Raw genomic sequence first — 18,161 nt, forward strand, 5'->3', positions numbered from 1 at the left:
ATATTATATAAAACAAGCAATAAGTCAACCGGGTTGATTGACTTATTGCCGTTCAGTTTTGGAGTAATTGTAAACGGATAACAGGCCGTTATTTCGAGTTCATGCTGGTAATTAAAGCAACTAACGCGGCGGCATCTACTGGTTGCAGGTTAAAGCTAACGGTGGTATAGTTGTCGCCCGCTGCAGGAGTACCGATAGTGGTAGTTTTTTGTTCTGCATAAAACTGTCCGCCTACCGCGCTGATAGCGAGGAAAGTACCTTCCAGGCCAACAGGGATTGAAGTCTGATAGCTGTGGAAGCCTTCTTTGCCGGCAGGAGGCGTTAGTATCACGTTATAGAATTTCACCAGGGTATTAAAGTTTTTAGGTTTGAAAAACAGCATACTGGGTTGTTCTCCGCCATAACTGGCGCTGGTTTCAGTGTTAAAGTGGTTGGTGAAATAAGCCATAACCGTAGTTTTAGGATTCGGCATAGCGGCTAGTCCGTCGCAATTGATCCACCTGATCAGGCTATCCAAACGGAAGTCCATGGTACCATTGGTAGAATTGAATAAGGCATAGCTGCTTTGTATCTGGTTCCAGAGTACGCCTTTTGCAACGGTTTGCTGGGTGGTAATGGTTACCGGCTGATTGATATAGTTGAAGCCGTGTTGTGTAAAAGTAAGGGTGGTATCGCCATTCCACATAGGTATTTCTTTCACGCCATTAATCACGTTGTCGGCTGGTTTGGCGGGCACCTGTACCCTTATGCCCCCGCGTCCGGGATCATTGTTCGGTCGCAGGGAAAGGTCCTGCTTGTTCTGCGTTGCCCTTACAAAGAATTCTCCGAAAGATACCAGCATCTGTCCGTTCGCTGTCATTGTAGGCTTGTCCGACAAGATCATATCGCTCACTTCTCTCATCTCCTTGATACTGATATCCACCGCACCTGTTACAGGCGCTCCGGCGGCAGTCATAAAAACATTCGCAGGAACGGTAAACTTTGTGCCTTTGGTGGTGGTAATCACACCGCCGGCAGCAGCATCTATACTAAAGTGTTCAAATTTAGGCGCCTTGCTATCCAGCAGTTCAGCCAGCATCTTGCCATCCAGACCCTTTTCGGGAGCTACTTCCTGGCTGTTATTTTTCCTGCAGGAAGACATCATCATGGTAGCAGCTACTAAACAGGTCATCGTTTTTAAAGAGAGCGTTTTCATAACAATATGTTTTTGTTGAATAATTTTTTTGCTTGTTTGATAGTAGATCACCGGTACTTTTATTTTGTTACCCCCTTTTCCGGATTTTTTTTTAGAAAGATGTATTTTTAAGCATGGCATGTTCCTATTACCCAATGCAAATCAATCCCAGATGAGTACTCACCCCGATCAGCGATACCTTGATGGCCTGTTAAGGAACGATACCCGGCTGGTACAGGAAATATATGAGCGCTTTGCCGGAAGAATCAGACATCACATCCTGCAGCATCAGGGCACGGAAGATGATGCGGCAGATATTTTCCAGGAGGCTATCATAGATGTATATAACCAGGCAAAGTATAAGCAACTGCAACTTACCTGTCCTTTTGAACCGTTCTTTTTACTGATCTGTAAACGGAAATGGCTGAATGAAATAAAAAAAAGAGGCCGTCAGCCGGTAACAAAAAGACTGGATGATGTATATGAAGTAGGGGAAGATGTATTTGCGGCCGCCGAGCAGGTATTAAAAGAAGAAGCGCAGGCGGGTATGTTTCTCACGCAGTTTGAACGACTGGGGGAGAAGTGCCGGGAAATACTACGGCAGTCGCTTACGGGCGAGGCCCAGGAAAAAATTGCGGCGGCGATGGGTGTTACTTACGGCTATCTCCGTAAAAAGAAATCGGAGTGCATGGCTACGTTGTTATCATATATTCAGGCTCAGAAAATTTAGTGTATGGCTGCTTATAATCATGAAGATATTATCCGTTACGAAGATGGAGATATGCTGCCGGAAGAACGGCAGCTGTTTGAAGCTGCATTACAGAACGATGCTGCGCTGGCGGCAGCACTGGCACAATACAGGGAAGTAGCCGCCACGCTGTCGGCCCGTTTATTGCCGGATCCCCAGCGCGATGCCCTGAAAGAAACGCTGCAACACCATAGGACCGTACATTTCAGCGCCAAACGGAAAGTGGTGCCTATTAAAAGGTACCTTACCGCTATCGGGGCTGCGGCAGCGATACTGGCAGGAATACTGTTGTTCCGCTTCTATTCGCGGGATACCGATTATATGGGAACATATGGCAATATTGAAATGCAGGTAGCCGTGGAGCGGGGAAATAATGCGGATACGTTATTACAGTCTGCTGCCCTTTATTTTAACGAGAAGGCATATACGAAAGTGATTCCATTGCTGGACACTTATCTCAAAACCGACAGCAGTAGCCAGATGGCGCTCTATTACAGAGGTGTGGCGGCTACCCATAGCGGGGCCGTGGAGGCGGGGTTGACAGACCTGAAAAAAGTATATGCAGGCGAATCGGTATTTAAATATGATGCAGCATTTTATATTGCCCTGTATTATGCACAGCAGCAAAACAAAAAAGAGGCCTTGTCCTGGCTAAAGCTTATTCCTGCTGATGCTGCGGCAGCAGCCAAAGCCGCTGCCCTCGAAAAAGACCTCAAATAAATTAATATTTATCGTCATTAATTTCCAGCCAGTAGCCGTCCGGATCGCGGAGATAAACCTGTTGTACGCCATCCACTCTTTTGTTAACGGCCCCTGGTTTACCCGGCCAGTCTTCAAACGAGATATTGTGTGTCCGCAGCACCTCAAGAAAGTCTTTCATCGACGGAACACTAAAACACAGATGTGTGTTTTTATCGTGCGTGGTGGCCCGTGCAGCCCCGGAAATAACATGTACCTGGCTGTGTGCTCCTACGCTGAACCAACTGTGCCGGCCGTCTTTAAAAGGTTCATCCATCGGCTCCAATCCTATAATATCGCGATAAAAAGCGGTGCTGCGCTCAAGATCCACCACATACAGCGCCATGTGGTTCAGTGATGGATACTTCTTCGTTTGTCCATTCATATTGACAGAAATGCCGGTAAGCGCCAGGAGAAGGAGGCCACCGGATAATAAAAAGTTTTTCATACAACAAGATAATTAGCAGGATCGACAACTACAAGTTTTGTCTTGCCCAGGATTAGACTGATTTTGATGATTCCAAGGATTTTTTCTTTTTTGATTTTAAAAAGATTCGGGAAGATCTAAGCGAATTTATCCGCTTAGATCTTCCCGAATCTTTTTAAATCAAATTATAATCACAATAAAAAATCCTTGGAATCATCAAAATCAGTCTAATCCTGAGCAAGACTAATTCGCAGCTTTGAATGCTACGGATTCAATAATCACATCCAGTTTCTTCAAGGCAGCCATATCGGAACGGATGGTTTTATCGCCGGTTACCTGGTCGTATTGCTTCGGATCGCCGGTATTATTGGCTTTCAGTACAATGATGACGTTTTTGCCTTCGAGGGAGCCGCCATTCCAGCTGGATACCCTGCCGCCATCGGTCCATTCAAAACCATTGATTTTGAAAGGGCGGCCGTTTACTTTGATGAGTTTATCCAGTGGGTCGCCGGCTTTGATGCCGTAGGGCGACTTCCATTTGGAGGGGTAATGGGAAAATGTGAGGATATTTCCGTTTTCACCGTCAAATTGCACTTCCAGTTCGTTGTCGGTGTCGGGATAGATCACATAAGCTTCTCCGTCTTTATCACCTGCCAGGTTCACCGCATCGTGCTGGGTAACATTGGCGGCGCCGTACATTTCCACGAGCTGTTCGGGGGTGCGTACCTGGAAAAGGGGGCGAACCTCCCAGTTGCGGGTATCAGCTGCGGGGGCGGTATTGGCTGCCGCAGTGGCAGCTCCTTCCGGGGAGGCGGCGCTGTTACTTTCGGATGCAGTGCTATTGGTAGCCACCGGTGTGGAGGCAGCGGCCTGGTTGGCAGCAGCTACTTCTGCAATGGTAGCAGGTGGCTTTTTGCCGGTTACCGGGCCGGTATAAGTGGTCAGGAAGTCTTTTTTATCATCCAGGAGCGATTTGGTGTCCCCTTTAAATTTATTGGCGGTATACGTGGCAATCGGGAATACGCTGTTGGTTTGCAGCTCCAGACTACGCAGGTTGGTGATAAACCGCTGCCGGTTACAATCGCTGTACTGGTACAGGTATTTTAAAGCGGCATCCAGGGCCACCGGGTCTTTCTTCAGGTCAAAAACAGTAGAGTCAATATCCAGACCGGCATTGCCGCTGCGGGTCAGTTGTTCTGCAATGTAGCCGGTAATGGAATCATGGGGTAATTGGTAGTGCGCCGCTACCCGTGCGGAAAAATCGTCGATGATCGCCTGACTGAGCTTCGTTTGGGCGTTCAGGAATACCGGAACGAAGAGAGCAACCAATATGAAAAGCCTTTTCATGTGAGCTGTATTGATAATCTTAAAAACTAACAACATTAACTGGTTTGAGATCACTAATTTATGTAATCTTTATCAACACGGTGACTATTACTGCCGGGAGGGCGGTAAATAGTAAAACGTACGGATACTGAAATATAGTATTTTTAAAGGCAGACCGCGGCAAAGAAATGAATTTATGGTTGAGGCGGCAGCGTGTCGCGGGTTTTGATAAATGCCTCGTATTGCTTTTTTATCTCCAGGTAAAGATCATAGTCGGCAGCATTTTTTAAGAACAGGTAATCGGGGGTATAGTGCCGCATGAAAAGTTGAAGGCTGTCGCCATCCAGCTTAGTCACCCGGTTTACCAGGGAAGGAGTGTAAACGCTGCTCACAAACATTTCCTGCTCTTTGCTGAGCAACATGTTCCTGAACGCTATTTTCTTTTTATTTTTTTTATACTGGGTTACCTTATACAGGTTGTTGATATTTACGGCCAGTCCTGTATATACCTCGTACCACTTTGGGCGCCTGAAAGTAAGCTCCCTGCCGTATTCTTCCCGGAAGGCCAGGGAATCCCTGAAGAAATTATACTGGATAATATGAACGGTTTTTAATTGCACCGGCGGCTTAACAGCCGTATCTGAAGCTTTATTTTGCGCAAAGCTGCGGGTAGCGGTAAAACTTAACAGCAGTAACCATATCCTTAATGCGGGCTTCATAAAGGGCTTAAAATACTTTTTTCTCTTTAAATGAAAAGTTAAATAAACATATCTTAGGGGGCAGAATGTATCCCAATGAAGTATCATCCATATTTTTTGAAAAGTGTTTTACTGGCATTGTTGTTAACAGTTGTTATTTCATGTGACCAGGAGAAGAAGAAAAAATTTACAGTAGCAGATGTTCCGGACCCCAAACAAACGGGCGGAGGATATGTCAGTAACCCCGACCACCTTATTTCCGATCAGGCAGTTACTGAGCTGAATGAGAAACTATCGGCGCTGGATCATGCGGGCAAGGTGCAGGTAGCTGTGGTGGTGATACACAGTATCGGGGAAAATGAAACCCGTGATTTCGCCCATCAACTGTTTAACTACTGGAAAATAGGGGATAAGGAGAAGAATAACGGGTTATTGATCCTGATGGTAGAAGATGCCCGCAAGCTGGAATTTGAAACAGGTTACGGCATCGAGGCAGATATGCCGGATATTACCTGTTACCGCATCCAGCAGGAGTACATGATTCCCCGTATAAAGGAACACAACTATGATGCGGCGTTTACAGATGGCATATTGTCGGTAGCTTCCCTGTTTAATAATGGCAATTATGCTTATGATATGCTGCCGGATGTACCCGCGCCGGATCATTCGTTGTTGCCTGATAACAATGTAGTTGACCCGGTGGCGGTGGATTTGCCGGCGGTAACGGTGGCTGCCGACAGCGCTGTGGCGGAAGCTGATAACAGCGTAGCATACGCCCAACGGCAGCAATTTGCAGATACGCCCACCAACAACAATTCATCTACTTATATCGGCGACTTCTCGTTTATCGGCGTCATTCTCTGGCTCATTATATCGGCGATATTGATGCGCGTTTTCTTTGGAAAAATAGTCAGGCAAAACAAAGGCGCCAATGCAGAGCCGGTGACTATTTCCGGGTATACGAACGAATTTTTCCGACCCGGTTGGGTAGGATTGCTGCTGTTACACGGTGGCGCTTTTGCCTGCATTTATTATATCGCGTTCCAACGTCATACGGACATAGGGTTTGTAAAAATGTTCGTATTGTATTACCTGGTGTGGGTAGTATTTATTCACGTAGCAGTACTGATTATTATGGCGCGTTCAGCTGCGCTGCTGCGGGGAAAAGACCGGCACGAAAAATGGCTGCAGCTCGAAGTGTTGCGGCGTGATTTCGGCCGTGCAGGATATGTGTTTCCGGCGCCTTACCTGTGGCTTTACCTGGGCTGGTTAAAAATACGGCTCAATCATCTTCGGAACGATCCATATGATTGTCATCATTGCCTCAAACCTATGCACAAACTGGATGAAAAAGCTGACAATAAATTCCTTGATAAAAAACAGGTCATAGAAGAAGAGTTGCAATCGGTGGACTATGATGTATGGGGCTGTGACACCTGCGATAGCAAAACGATTTTGAATTATACCAATATGCGCAGTTCGCTGGCGCAATGCCCTTCCTGCGCACATATGACTTATAAAAATAACGGTATGGTGACCAAAATGCCGGCTACTTATGCTTCTGCGGGCTGGGGTGTTACCAAATATGCCTGCGCGGCCTGCGGATTTAAACACGAGTACCGGTATACCATCGCTAAACTCGTGGAGTCATCTTCGTCTTCGTCCTCTTCCTCGGGCAGCTCTTATTCAAGTTCCTCTTCCTCCTCTTCTTCCAGCTGGGGAGGCGGTTCTTCAGGAGGAGGAGGAGCCAGCAGCAGCTGGTAACCAGTAATGATTTGAAGGATTATAAAAGACGGAACGCGACCATAAAAAAGAGCCGGTTAAATAACCGGCTCCCTCTTCGTCTGAATAAATATTTTCTTAATTATCGGCATTCATTTTACCTACCACTTTATATCCTGCAACGGAATTATCGCTGTTTAAGATAGTCTGGTAATACATACCGTCCGGTGATAAAAAGTATTGCTGACCATTGATATTCACGGTGCGGCAATTATCCGGTAACTGTGAAATGATATTGTCGGTACTGTTACCGGGATCGTTGTCCGGAACATTTGAATTTCCCTGATCTTCCGTAACTGTCACTGTTTTGTCGCCTATTTTACCATTTTTTCCTACAACAATGTAACGTCTGCCGTTATCTGTCATTGTTTCCTGGTAATAGGTGCCGTTTAATTCGTAATAGGTGTTTCCATCTACCGTAATTTCCTGTGCACCTTCCGGTAAATCCGGTACAGCTGCTCCTACAGGCGCTTCTACCACTTTGTAGCCCCTGGTGTCGCCGGTAGATTCATAGTAGGCGCCTCCATAGTAATACATCGGACCAAAGGCCGCTCCCAGTGAATAATAGCCGAAAGGCAGGGTTGAAACATATATTCCCAAACGGGGATAGAACGGGTGGTAGTAAGGTCTGTAGTAAGGCCGGTAATAAGGGCGATAATATACGCGGCCACCCGGGCGGTAACCATAACCATGATAATAGCCCCTGTTAACCGGCGCCGTCATTCTTGGCGACGACATGCGTGGAGCCGAGTATACTCTTCCGCTTCCGCCGAAGTGGCCTCCGCCACCGCGACCGCCTCCACCTGAATGAACCCGCTGTGCGTATGCACCGCTTACTGTAAATGTGCCCAGGAGGCCAATCAGCACAAACAGTATATAAAATCTGTTTTTCATTTCTTTAACATTAAGTTGGTAATCGTCTCATCAATTCCGCTATTGCTCAATTACTTATTAGACGGTAAAGGGAGACGGAAGTTTAACTGAACAGCTATTATATGCAAAAATGCGGCCGGTTTAAGCGGGTTTTGTACCGCCGTATGCAGTGGTGTCACAACGCAGGTCCGGGCCGTATATGATGTTGAATAACCCAGCTATACATTATTTTTTTTGAATTCGCATATTCATTTTTATTCAGTGTTTATTTAATCTGTTCATTCTTATTCATTACGATTCTTGCAACGAAACATGTTTTTCCAACATAACCGCTTCCTATCTTTGCATTATAACGATCAACGATTATTGATTTGTTACACCGAAATCTGTTTTTAGTCTGTCTGCAATCCTTCCCGATAACCTTTTTCGTAACAGCCTGCCTGGTTACGCTATGCAGAGGTTTACCAATCATTTTTTACGTAGGAAAATAATGTATAAAACCCGCTATTGATATTTACCGATGACTAGAACTAACGTAAGGGAAGTTTTCCCTGCCATTAAAACGACTAACTGTTCGCTTGTAGTATTTATTGTTGACATTGAAATTTAACCCACATGCAATCCTTTTTATTCAACCGGAAGTTTCAGACTTGTACCTTCCTGGGACATTATCATTATCAGCTTTTTCTTTTTGTACTGAATTAAGGAGCATCCTGTTCAGGTAATATCTGCCCGCACTTTATGCTGCTGTGAGCTACAGGAATTGCCATCCGGAAAAATGCCTTGCTGTAAAGGTATTGACCGGTAGCTGATCCGGCTACACCATCCGTTGGTGAGCCTTCGGAAAAGGGACCACCATGCCATCGGGAAAATGAAATTTGGAGTGCGTTCATTGTTTGTTACCAAATAAGCAGATAACCCTTAACGGCTATTCACTAATGGGGTGATAGTACACACAGATAAAATGGACTGTTTTTCCAGGCAGTCCGGTTCTTCTTGACAATTGAGATGAATTATTAGTTGAAGTCTTTGCGACACTGTCATAACGGGACCACTTATTCAGGTAGTCCCCCTCTTTACGGTGATCAGCAGAAAACCCGGGGCAAACAGGAAAACGATAGAATAGGAAAGTATTACAACAGGAAATTGGAGTGCAACATACACGATGGAAGCTTTATGCCCTGGACCGTTTTTCTAAACGGTCCCCACTATCAGCATCATCAATATGCAGGTACAAAACAGGCATATTGTTCATATATAAAAAGTAGTAAACGCCATATGTTAACCTCTCAGTGTAAATAAAATCATATCATTTATACTGCGATTGATTCGGAATCCAGGGACTGCTTATTCAGGCGGTCCCCTTACCAGGAAATCCGGCTGTAACAACAGCCTTTAAATAAATAAAACGGTTTTTCATAGGTGCATTTGATTTGGGAATGGAAGGGACCATCTTTCCAGGTGGTCCTTATCTGAACCTGATGAGTCATTGCCCGGCAAATGAAATATACGATGGATCGGACATACTAAAAACGGGGGGCTGTTTTTCCAGACGGCCCCATTACCTGACTACCCTGGTAATAGCACGGCTGCGCTGTTACTGCAACATAGCTCATTTTTGAGGTGGACGTAAATTGATATAGGGGCTGTTTATCAAAACAGCCCGGTATTTAAACCGGAGGGATAGGAGAAATGAAAGATTGGCCATAACTTCGTTATCATCGCTTTTGCGGAAAACCATTGATAACATAACGTGAAAATCCGGATGTAATGCAATATCGTCTCCTTGGGAAATCAACACTCTCCGTCAGTGAAATAGGATTTGGCTGTATGTCGCTCGGCAGCAATGATGCCGATAATGCCAGGCTTATTCATCACGCACTGGACGAAGGAATTAATCTTTTTGATACCGCTGATCTTTATGAACACGGACAAAATGAAATTACTGTTGGCAAGGCATTGAAGGAACGCAGAGCCGGTGTGGTGATTGCCACCAAAGTAGGCAACCAATGGAAAGCAGATGGAAGCGGATGGGACTGGAATCCGGGTAAAGCCTACATCATCGCATCTGTGGAGGAAAGCCTGAAACGCCTGCAAACAGACTATATAGACCTCTACCAGCTTCATGGCGGTACCATAGAAGATCAGATAGATGATACCATCGCTGCCTTTGAAACCCTGCAGCAACAAGGAAAGATCAGGTATTACGGCATCTCCTCCATCCGGCCTGATGTGATAAGGGAATATGTGAAACGGTCGCATATCGTGAGTGTGATGATGCAATACAGTTTGCTGGATCGTCGCCCGGAAGAAACCTGTTTTCCCTTGCTGGCCCATAGCCAGGTAGGCGTGCTGGCCCGGGGAAGTGTGGCCAAAGGACTGCTGCTGGGGAAGCCCGCCGTACCTTATCTGAACTACGCTGCCGATGAAGTAGCCGCGGCAGCAACAGCCATTGGTAAAATCAGCGGACCGGAACGCGATGCGGCGCAAACCGCGCTGCGCTTCGTATTGCAGCAACCGGTAATCAGCAGCGCCATAGTAGGTATACGTACCGGCGCACAACTGGAAGACGCGCTCCGGGCCGCAAGTACACCAGCATTGCAGGATGATGAAATAACGCAATTAACACAGGCCATCGCTATAAATAAATACGATCAGCACCGCTGAGCAGCCATAATTACCCGGGAAACGCAGACCGGCATATTTCTCTGCTCCCCGTTTACAGCGTACTGCATTATTATTGTACCGCGTTTAAAGCTCCATGTATGCAAAAACTAAAAGTGGGCATGTTACTCTTTCCTGAGTTAACCATCCTCGATTTTACAGGCCCCTATGATGTATTTATAAAGGCCCCCTGTTTTGAGGTGATCTCCATTGGTGTAACGAGAGGACCGGTGCGGGCGGAAGGTGGCCTCACCTTGCAGCCGGACATCACGATCGATGACTGCCCCCAGCTGGATATCGTATTTGTACCGGGAGGCCGTGGTATCAATGCCCTGCTCACCAATGAGCCATTGTTGCAGTTTTTACGGGTACAGGGCGAAAAGGCAAAATATATTACCTCAGTATGTACCGGTGCCTTAGTGCTGGCGGCCGCTGGATTGCTGCATGGCTATAAAGCCACTACTCACTGGCGTTCGCTGGAACTACTGCGTATGTTTGGTGTGGAAACGCTGGAAGAAAGAGTAGTAAAGGACAGGAACCGGGTTACTGGTGGCGGCGTTACCGCAGGTATCGATTTTGCATTGGTATTAACGGCGCTGACAGGAGGGGAGGAAATGGCCAAAGTGATCCAGCTGCAACTGGAATATAACCCTGCGCCTCCCTTTGCAGCCGGTTCTCCGCATACCGCCGGTTTGCCTGTACTGCAAAAGGCAAAAGAAATAACACAACCGACGCTGGAAACCAGGAAAAAAATTATCCGGCAACTATTGCTGGATCGGGCTTCCTCGTCAATTGGGCTGACCTGATAGCCCTTACCTCGCGCAAACTGATCATCCTGTCCTGCTCGGGATCCCAGACTTTCAGCCGGAAACAGGCACGTACATCCCGGAAGCCAAGTGTTGTTATTTTAGCGTTTTGCAATGCAGGTATGTTTTGCATTACTTCCGGTAAACGATAAAAAGGAATACGTGCATTCAGGTGATGGATATGATGATAACCGATATTGCCGGTAAACCATTTCATGACAGGATTCATTACCATGTAGCTGGATGATAGTAATGCTGCTTTATCATAGCACCACTCCTGGTTTACGTTGAAGGTAACACCCGGAAAATTATGTTGTGCGTAAAAGAGATAGGCGCCCAGTCCGCAGGCGATGGTAAATGGAATGAAAATAAACAGCAACCAGCTTTCCCATCCAAGGAAATAACCCACCGCAACGCTGCCACCCACATGTATGATCAGGGCTACCAGGGAGTCAATATGCTTACGCGGGCTGCTTACAAATGATTGTACACACATCCCGATCATAAACATCGACAAATAGCCTGCGGCAATAGTGGCGGGATGACGACTGAAAAGGTAGCTGCGTCTTTCCGCCGGCGTAATGGATTCAAATTTTTTGCGGGTAATAATAGGGTAGGAGCCTATACTGGCACTGAACAGCTTTGAATTATGTTTATGGTGATAATCGTGTGAGCGTTTCCAGATGCTGGACGGGGCCAGTACATAAATGCCGAACAATACCATGATCGCTTCAGCGGGCTTTGATTTATGCAGGATGGCGTGATGCTGGTGATCGTGATATATTACAAACATTCTTACTATCAGCAGTCCGGAAAGGATGCTGGCAAATATTTTTAATACCAGGTAAGGTAATACCAGTGTGCCTGCCAATGATAACACCAGCAGTAATAATGTCGATAACGTAACAAGCCAGCTTTTGGCTCTCTCTTCGCGCGCATATGGCTTGGTAGCCAGGATGAGTTCTTTTCCTTCCAGCATATCGTTGTAGGTAATCTTGTCCAGTATTGTTTGATGTATGTTAAACTACGGCGGGGCGTTTATGCTTCCACCGTTTATGTGACCATAGCCAGGTAGCTGGCTGAGACACGATATCTTCTTCCAGTTTACGTGTATGCGCAGCCGTGATAGCGCCGTCTTTTTCCTCGGCAGGAGTGGCGGTCAACAGCTCTGCCGTTACCGTATAATACCCCCTTTTTTCACGCTGCACGGTTACATATACGACCGGGTAGTTCATTTTCTGCGCTATTTTTTCGGTACCCTTGAATACAGGAGTGTCCTGGTGCAGAAAATTAAGCCACTGGGCCGTTTTAGGCTGCGGAGCCTGATCTGCAATAAAAGCGGTGGCATTTACTTCATCGCGGTTTTGTACCATATCGCGGAAGGTATCCTGCATGGCAATCAGCTTGGTGCCGAAACGGGTACGCATGCGATACATCAAACCGTTAAAATGTTTGTTGGCCAGCGGATGATAGATAACATACAGCTGCTGGCGGCATAAAATACTGAAGGTATTCCCTGCCCATTCCCAGTTGCCCTTGTGGCCCATCACCAGTACAGCACTCTTTTTCTCTGCTTCCAGTTTGTTAAACAGCTCCACAGTAGCAGGCGTAAAAGCGCAATGCTTTATCATGGTCGTTTTACTGATGGTGAGCGTTTTAAACGTTTCCAGGAAGAGGTCGCATAAGTAATGATAAAAATCCTTACAGATACGGTTGATTTCCGCCTCACTCTTTTCCGGAAAGGAATTGCGTAAGTTCTGGAGCACTACTTTTTTGCGGTAGCCCATCACATAATATAACAGCACATATACTGCATCAGACACCAGGTAAAGCACACGGAATGGCAGCAGCGATAACGTATAGATCAGTGGTAACAGTAAGTAGTAGGCAATTGCAGACAATGTGGCACAGGTTTTTGATACTTCGAAAAGTATTATTGAAAACGTAAATATATGTCTTAAAGAACACTTTTCATAGTATCCGTGAAAAAAACGAGACATCGGTTCATTTAGTATCTTTATAAGGCAGTCTTGTGTAAACTTTAACAGATACAAATGAAGACCATATCTTCTTTTATAAAGTACAGCTGCCTGCTGGCAGTGCTTTGCAGCGGCACATATTGTGCGCGCAATCCCTACGCCGGTACTAACAAGGTGTACAGGCAGCAGGCCAAATCCTATGCGAAAACACTGCGGCAGCAACCCGGGGAATTGCCCGGCGCCAATGGTGCTGCAGCTCCTTCGTGGGTGGGTACGGTCAATTTCAATATGCGCAAACCCAACCTGGTAATTATTCATCATACCGCTCAGAATTCATGTGAACAAACACTGAATACGTTTACCCTGGAAAGAACCCAGGTAAGCGCTCATTATGTGATATGCCGTAACGGCGCCATCCATCATATGCTGAACGACTATCTCCGCGCCTGGCATGGAGGTATTGCCAAATGGGGCAACCTCACGGATATCAATTCATCTTCTATCGGTATAGAACTGGACAACAACGGGAAAGAGCCTTTTGATTCTTCCCAGATCAGCAGCCTGCTTGTATTACTCGATACCCTGCAGCATCGCTACAATATCCCCGCAGCCAATTTTGTTGGTCACGGTGATATTGCTCCCGGCAGAAAAGTAGATCCCAGCGCTTTCTTTCCCTGGCACCAGCTCGCCGAAAAAGGATTTGGCCTCTGGTATAAAGACACCAGCGCTACCGTTGTTCCGGAATCGTTTAACACCATCCTCGCACTTCGTATCATCGGGTATGATGTGAAAGATTCTACCGCCGCCATTATGGCCTTTAAACGCCATTTTATGCCGGAGGACAGCCTTCCCGGTCTCAGCGAAGCCGGAAAGAAAATCCTCCTCAACCTGGAGCAGCAATATCAATGATCTGAAGGAAGACACCCCAGTTTTCGTTTACCCCTATGTGTTCACAGAGTTTATTTTGTGAAATGAGATAAATATGTTATTTTAATAATGAGTTAGAACGATAAACCAAAATCAAAGAGATCATCTTCCCGGACTTGTTATATACCTATTTCTCCATGTTATCTTAATCTATACTTGTTATGAAGCTTACACACCAATTCCCGTTACTGCTACTGGCAGCCGGCGCACTCCTGTTATGCCTGCCCCGGCAGCATGCCACTGCCCGCCAGTCGTCCGGTCACCTCTTCCAGGATACTTCCTGCCTCGTAAAAACAGAGGTGAACTACGATTTCGCAGAAAATATGCATAAGAAAGTAAATGATGTCATCGAAGATAAACTCGCCGGTGGCATTGAAGAAGGAGGCAAAACTACCTGGGAAAATTCTCCCGACGCCCCGGAGTATTACCAGGTAATACTGCGCAAAACCAAGGTGTCTATTAAGTATAAAGGCACCGTTTGCCAGGACCGGCAGATCTGGCAAAATATTGAAGACTGTAAAAAAGAACTGAAGAAACTGCTTAATATTCAGACTGCTGCGGCAAAATAACCCTGCTGCCTGCCATCTTATTTTTTAAACTGCTGCCGGGAGATGCGATGCTCCCGGCACTTCACGCTATCCGGCCCACAGGAGTGGTATAATGCCTATTTAGTCTATAAATTTTGTAGATTAATATTTGTGTGTTACTTTTGCCCCCGATATCACGATAAATCATACGCCAGGAAACTATATGCCAAAATCAGAACGGTGTAACGGGATAACCATTCTCCGCAAAGCTCTGAGTCAACTAACAAATTAAGTACTAAGCATGAATTATGTAAAAAGGCTGTTATGCCTGCTGCCAGGTTTACTGTGGCTGCAGCAGAGTATTGCCCAGGAAATCAGGATAAACGGGGTGATCACCTCCCGTTCAGACGCACAGCGTATACCCGGCGCCATTATACAGGTAAAGGGAACTGCACACGGTACACAATCCGATGCAGACGGAAAATATACGATCAGCGCACAGGTGAATGATACCTTACGATTCTCGTCCCTGGGCTTCCAGACCGCCTTTGTGGTAGTAGGTAGTAACCGGGTAATCAATATTGCGCTGGAAAACAGTAACCAGAAACTGGAAGAAGTGGTCGTAACAGCGCTTGGCATTTCCCGCGAAAAAAAATCATTAGGCTATGCTGTACAGGAGCTGAAATCAAAAGACATTTCCGAAGCCAAGGAAACAAACCTCGTAAACGCATTATCCGGTAAAATAGCCGGCGTACAGGTTACAAACAGCCAGGGGAACCTGGGCTCTTCCCGTATTGTGATTCGTGGGGAAACCTCCATTGCCGGCAACAACCAGCCTTTGTTTGTACTGGATGGCGTACCGGTCGATAATAGCCAGCTCGGTATTGGCACCGGCCGCGATTTTGCCAATGCCATCTCAGATATCAACCCGGACGATATTGCTTCCATCAGCGTGCTGAAAGGCCCGAATGCGGCTGCATTGTACGGTTCACGCGCTTCCAGCGGCGTTATTGTTATCAAAACAAAAACCGGCAAAGACACCAAAGGAGGCATGGGCATTACCGTTAATTCCGGCGCCACCTTCGATAAAGTATTGATCCTGCCTGATTTCCAGAACTCATACGGCCAGGGTACCGGTGGACAGTTCTCCTACAAAGATGGTAAAGGCGGTGGCATCAACGATGGTGTTGATGAAAGCTGGGGCCCGAAAATGGATGGCCGGCTGATTCCGCAATTCTTCTCAAATGGTGAAGCAGTCCCGTTTGTAGCACATCCGGATAATGTGAAAAATTTCTACGTAACCGGCTATACGCTGAATAACGGCTTATCTGTAGGTGGTACCAACGAAAAACTGGATTACCGTTTTTCTTATAACAATACCAAACAACAAGGTATTTTACCGAACACCGGTATCACCAGGAATACATTTACCGCCAGTAATACGTTCCGCATCACGCCAAAACTTACGCTCAGCACCTATGCCGACTATGTGCGCAGTGCAGCAGATAACCTGCCCGGCGTAGATGGCCGCCGTGGTAACAGCGTTACGCTGCAATTCATCTGGTTTGGCCGCCAGGTAGATGTAAGCAGGTTGAAAAATTATAAGAATGCAGATGGTACAGATTTTAACTGGAACCATAGTTACTATAGTAATCCGTACTGGATCCAGAACGAAAATACCGTTGGCATGCTGCGCAACCGCTTCCTGGGTAACGCCCGGTTGTCGTACCAGGTGCTCGACTGGTTAACCGCTAACCTGCGTATAGGAACTGACTACTACCAGGACAGACGCAAATATAAAATTGCTTATTACACCAATGGCACACCATTCGGCTCTTATACAGAAGATGCTTATGCGGTAAATGAAACCAATGGTGAGTTTACGCTGAATGCGAAAAAGAAGATAGGCAGCGATTTTGATTTTGATGTGCTGGCAGGCGCCAACCTCCGCAGCAACCAGTTTGAGCAGAACTATCAACAGGCGCCCAAGCTGGCTGTTAAAGATGTGTATACGCTGAACAACTCACGTGATCCGTTGATCTCTACCAGTCTCCTGACAAGGCAAAAAGTATACAGCGGTTTCGCCGCAGCACAGGTAGGCTTCCGCAACTATGCGTTTGTAAACTTAACCGCGCGTAACGACTGGTCTTCCACATTGCCATCAGGCAGCAACTCTTATTTCTATCCGTCGGCCAATGCCAGCGTGGTGTTGTCTGAAGCTTTCCATATCCAAAGCAAAGCGCTCACCCTGCTGAAAATACGCGGTGGCTGGGCACAGGTAGGAAAGGATACCGACCCTTACCAGGAAATTAATACCTATCCGTTTAATCAGCCCTTTGGCTCCAATCCGCTGCTGACAGTATCCGATAAGTTTTTGAATAAAGATCTGAAACCGGAAATTACCACCTCTACAGAAGTAGGTCTGGAAGCGGGTTTCCTGGATAACCGTATAAGACTCGACCTGACCTATTACAACTCTCACAGCCGTAACCAGATCCTGCTGGCAGACGTAAGCTCCACTACCGGCTATCTGAAAAAATTACTGAACACCGGTGAAATATCCAACCATGGCGTGGAAGTAATGCTGGGACTAACGCCCATCACTACACGCTCTGGCTTCCGCTGGGATGTAAACCTGAATTATGCACGTAACGTCAGTAAAGTAATAGAGCTGGATGCCGACGGATACCTGACTAACTATGTACTGGGCAGCTCCGGCAATATCCAGGTACTGGCCAGCAAGGGACAGCGGTATGGCGCTTTGTACGGCACCGCCTATAAAAGAGATAGCGAAAACCGTATCCTGGTAAATGCTGATGGTACACCTGCTGTTGATCCCAGCAAAAAAATACTGGGTTACTACACACCCAGGTGGACCGGCAGTATCAACAATAACTTCAGTTTCAAAGGTTTTAATCTCAGCTTCCTGATAGATACCAAACAGGGTGGATCCATCTGGTCCGGTACCAACTCCACCGGTATGGGTACCGGTGTACTGGCAGCAACAATGCCGGGTCGCGACCAGGACAATGGCGGATTACCTTATTACACAGAGAACGGGAAAAATATTCAGTTGCCGGATCATAATGCCACTGCTCCGGGTGGTGCAGTAGTAAAACACGATGGAATTATCTTTGATGGTTACACCGCAGATGGCAAGAAGAACACGGCCATCCTTTCTGCACAAAACTATTATAAAGCAGTGTACAGCAGCAACCTGAATGAAAGTGCCGTATATGATGCCTCTTTTGTAAAACTCCGTGAAATCAAGCTGGGATATACTTTGCCGGGATCACTTGTGAGCAAATGGCATTTACAGGCGGTGAATGTAGCGCTGGTAGCCAGGAACCTGGGATACCTGAACAAACATACACCGAACATTGATCCTGAAACCGCCTTTAATACAGGAAACGGCCAGGGACTGGAAACGCTGCAGATACCTACTACCCGTAGCTTTGGCTTTAACCTGAATGTTTCATTTTAACTATTGAC

16 protein-coding genes are annotated in these 18,161 nt (G+C 46.5%); 8 read left to right on the forward strand and 8 right to left on the reverse strand.

Features of this window, described 5'->3' with window-relative positions; genetic code table 11:
* Positions 1 to 88: 88 nt before the first annotated feature.
* Positions 89 to 1,195, reverse strand: coding sequence for a hypothetical protein (locus KE626_RS30180; protein ID WP_211976801.1), 1,107 nt, complete (start codon positions 1,193 to 1,195; stop codon positions 89 to 91).
* 151 nt (positions 1,196 to 1,346) lie between these two features.
* Between KE626_RS30180 and KE626_RS30185 the strand changes: the two genes are divergently transcribed.
* Entirely contained in the window at positions 1,347 to 1,904 is a 558-nt protein-coding gene (locus tag KE626_RS30185; RefSeq protein ID WP_211976802.1) for an RNA polymerase sigma factor, read from the forward strand.
* Positions 1,905 to 1,907: 3 nt separating this feature from the next.
* The gene (locus KE626_RS30190; protein WP_211976803.1) at positions 1,908 to 2,642 is read left to right on the forward strand and encodes a hypothetical protein; all 735 of its coding nucleotides are present in this window, start codon (positions 1,908 to 1,910) and stop codon (positions 2,640 to 2,642) included.
* Position 2,643: 1 nt separating this feature from the next.
* Here KE626_RS30190 and KE626_RS30195 read toward each other — a convergent pair whose 3' ends face one another.
* The 3 genes from KE626_RS30195 to KE626_RS30205 all read right to left on the reverse strand — a co-directional run bounded on the left by KE626_RS30195 (position 2,644) and on the right by KE626_RS30205 (position 5,132).
* Complete coding sequence (locus KE626_RS30195; RefSeq protein ID WP_211976804.1) at positions 2,644 to 3,108, reverse strand: VOC family protein; 465 nt, start codon at positions 3,106 to 3,108, stop codon at positions 2,644 to 2,646.
* A 222-nt stretch (positions 3,109 to 3,330) separates the two neighbouring features.
* Positions 3,331 to 4,434 carry a hypothetical protein gene (locus tag KE626_RS30200; protein ID WP_211976805.1) on the reverse strand — a complete coding sequence of 368 codons (1,104 nt, stop codon included), beginning with the start codon at positions 4,432 to 4,434 and terminating at the stop codon, positions 3,331 to 3,333.
* Positions 4,435 to 4,607: 173 nt separating this feature from the next.
* Positions 4,608 to 5,132 (reverse strand): hypothetical protein, encoded by a 525-nt coding sequence (locus tag KE626_RS30205; protein WP_211976806.1) that lies wholly within the window; start codon positions 5,130 to 5,132, stop codon positions 4,608 to 4,610.
* 75 nt (positions 5,133 to 5,207) lie between these two features.
* Here KE626_RS30205 and KE626_RS30210 point away from each other — a divergent pair, with 75 nt between their 5' ends.
* Complete coding sequence (locus KE626_RS30210) at positions 5,208 to 6,875, forward strand: TPM domain-containing protein (protein WP_211976807.1); 1,668 nt, start codon at positions 5,208 to 5,210, stop codon at positions 6,873 to 6,875.
* 96 nt (positions 6,876 to 6,971) lie between these two features.
* Here KE626_RS30210 and KE626_RS30215 read toward each other — a convergent pair whose 3' ends face one another.
* Together KE626_RS30215 and KE626_RS30220 are read right to left on the reverse strand one after the other, a co-directional pair.
* Positions 6,972 to 7,787, reverse strand: coding sequence for a DUF6515 family protein (locus tag KE626_RS30215; RefSeq protein ID WP_211976808.1), 816 nt, complete (start codon positions 7,785 to 7,787; stop codon positions 6,972 to 6,974).
* Positions 7,788 to 8,467: 680 nt separating this feature from the next.
* Entirely contained in the window at positions 8,468 to 8,659 is a 192-nt protein-coding gene (locus KE626_RS30220) for a hypothetical protein (protein ID WP_211976809.1), read from the reverse strand.
* Between the two features lie 877 nt (positions 8,660 to 9,536).
* On the opposite strand from KE626_RS30220, the gene KE626_RS30225 reads away from it, so the two are divergent.
* Together KE626_RS30225 and KE626_RS30230 are read left to right on the forward strand one after the other, a co-directional pair.
* Positions 9,537 to 10,433: an aldo/keto reductase gene (locus KE626_RS30225; RefSeq protein ID WP_211976810.1), complete on the forward strand. Its 897-nt coding sequence runs from the start codon at positions 9,537 to 9,539 to the stop codon at positions 10,431 to 10,433.
* Positions 10,434 to 10,531: 98 nt separating this feature from the next.
* Positions 10,532 to 11,236, forward strand: a complete 705-nt coding sequence (locus KE626_RS30230) for a DJ-1/PfpI family protein (RefSeq protein WP_211976811.1) — start codon at positions 10,532 to 10,534, stop codon at positions 11,234 to 11,236.
* On the opposite strand, the gene KE626_RS30235 is transcribed toward KE626_RS30230, so the two are convergent.
* Both KE626_RS30235 and KE626_RS30240 read right to left on the reverse strand, forming a co-directional pair.
* The gene (locus KE626_RS30235; protein ID WP_211976812.1) at positions 11,184 to 12,215 is read right to left on the reverse strand and encodes a fatty acid desaturase family protein; all 1,032 of its coding nucleotides are present in this window, start codon (positions 12,213 to 12,215) and stop codon (positions 11,184 to 11,186) included. The two genes, KE626_RS30230 and KE626_RS30235, sit on opposite strands and share 53 nt — an antisense overlap.
* Positions 12,216 to 12,255: 40 nt before the next feature.
* The gene (locus tag KE626_RS30240) at positions 12,256 to 13,137 is read right to left on the reverse strand and encodes a lysophospholipid acyltransferase family protein (protein ID WP_249207804.1); all 882 of its coding nucleotides are present in this window, start codon (positions 13,135 to 13,137) and stop codon (positions 12,256 to 12,258) included.
* 153 nt (positions 13,138 to 13,290) lie between these two features.
* Here KE626_RS30240 and KE626_RS30245 point away from each other — a divergent pair, with 153 nt between their 5' ends.
* From KE626_RS30245 to KE626_RS30255, 3 genes are all read left to right on the forward strand, one after another.
* Complete coding sequence (locus KE626_RS30245; protein WP_211976814.1) at positions 13,291 to 14,124, forward strand: N-acetylmuramoyl-L-alanine amidase; 834 nt, start codon at positions 13,291 to 13,293, stop codon at positions 14,122 to 14,124.
* A 179-nt stretch (positions 14,125 to 14,303) separates the two neighbouring features.
* Positions 14,304 to 14,711 (forward strand): hypothetical protein, encoded by a 408-nt coding sequence (locus KE626_RS30250; protein WP_211976815.1) that lies wholly within the window; start codon positions 14,304 to 14,306, stop codon positions 14,709 to 14,711.
* Between the two features lie 259 nt (positions 14,712 to 14,970).
* A complete protein-coding gene (locus KE626_RS30255) occupies positions 14,971 to 18,153 on the forward strand; it encodes a SusC/RagA family TonB-linked outer membrane protein (RefSeq protein ID WP_211976816.1) in 3,183 nt (1,060 codons plus the stop codon).
* The last annotated feature ends 8 nt before the right edge of the window (positions 18,154 to 18,161 follow it).

The organism is Chitinophaga hostae, from assembly GCF_018224885.1.
In the GTDB taxonomy this organism is placed as follows: domain Bacteria; phylum Bacteroidota; class Bacteroidia; order Chitinophagales; family Chitinophagaceae; genus Chitinophaga; species Chitinophaga hostae.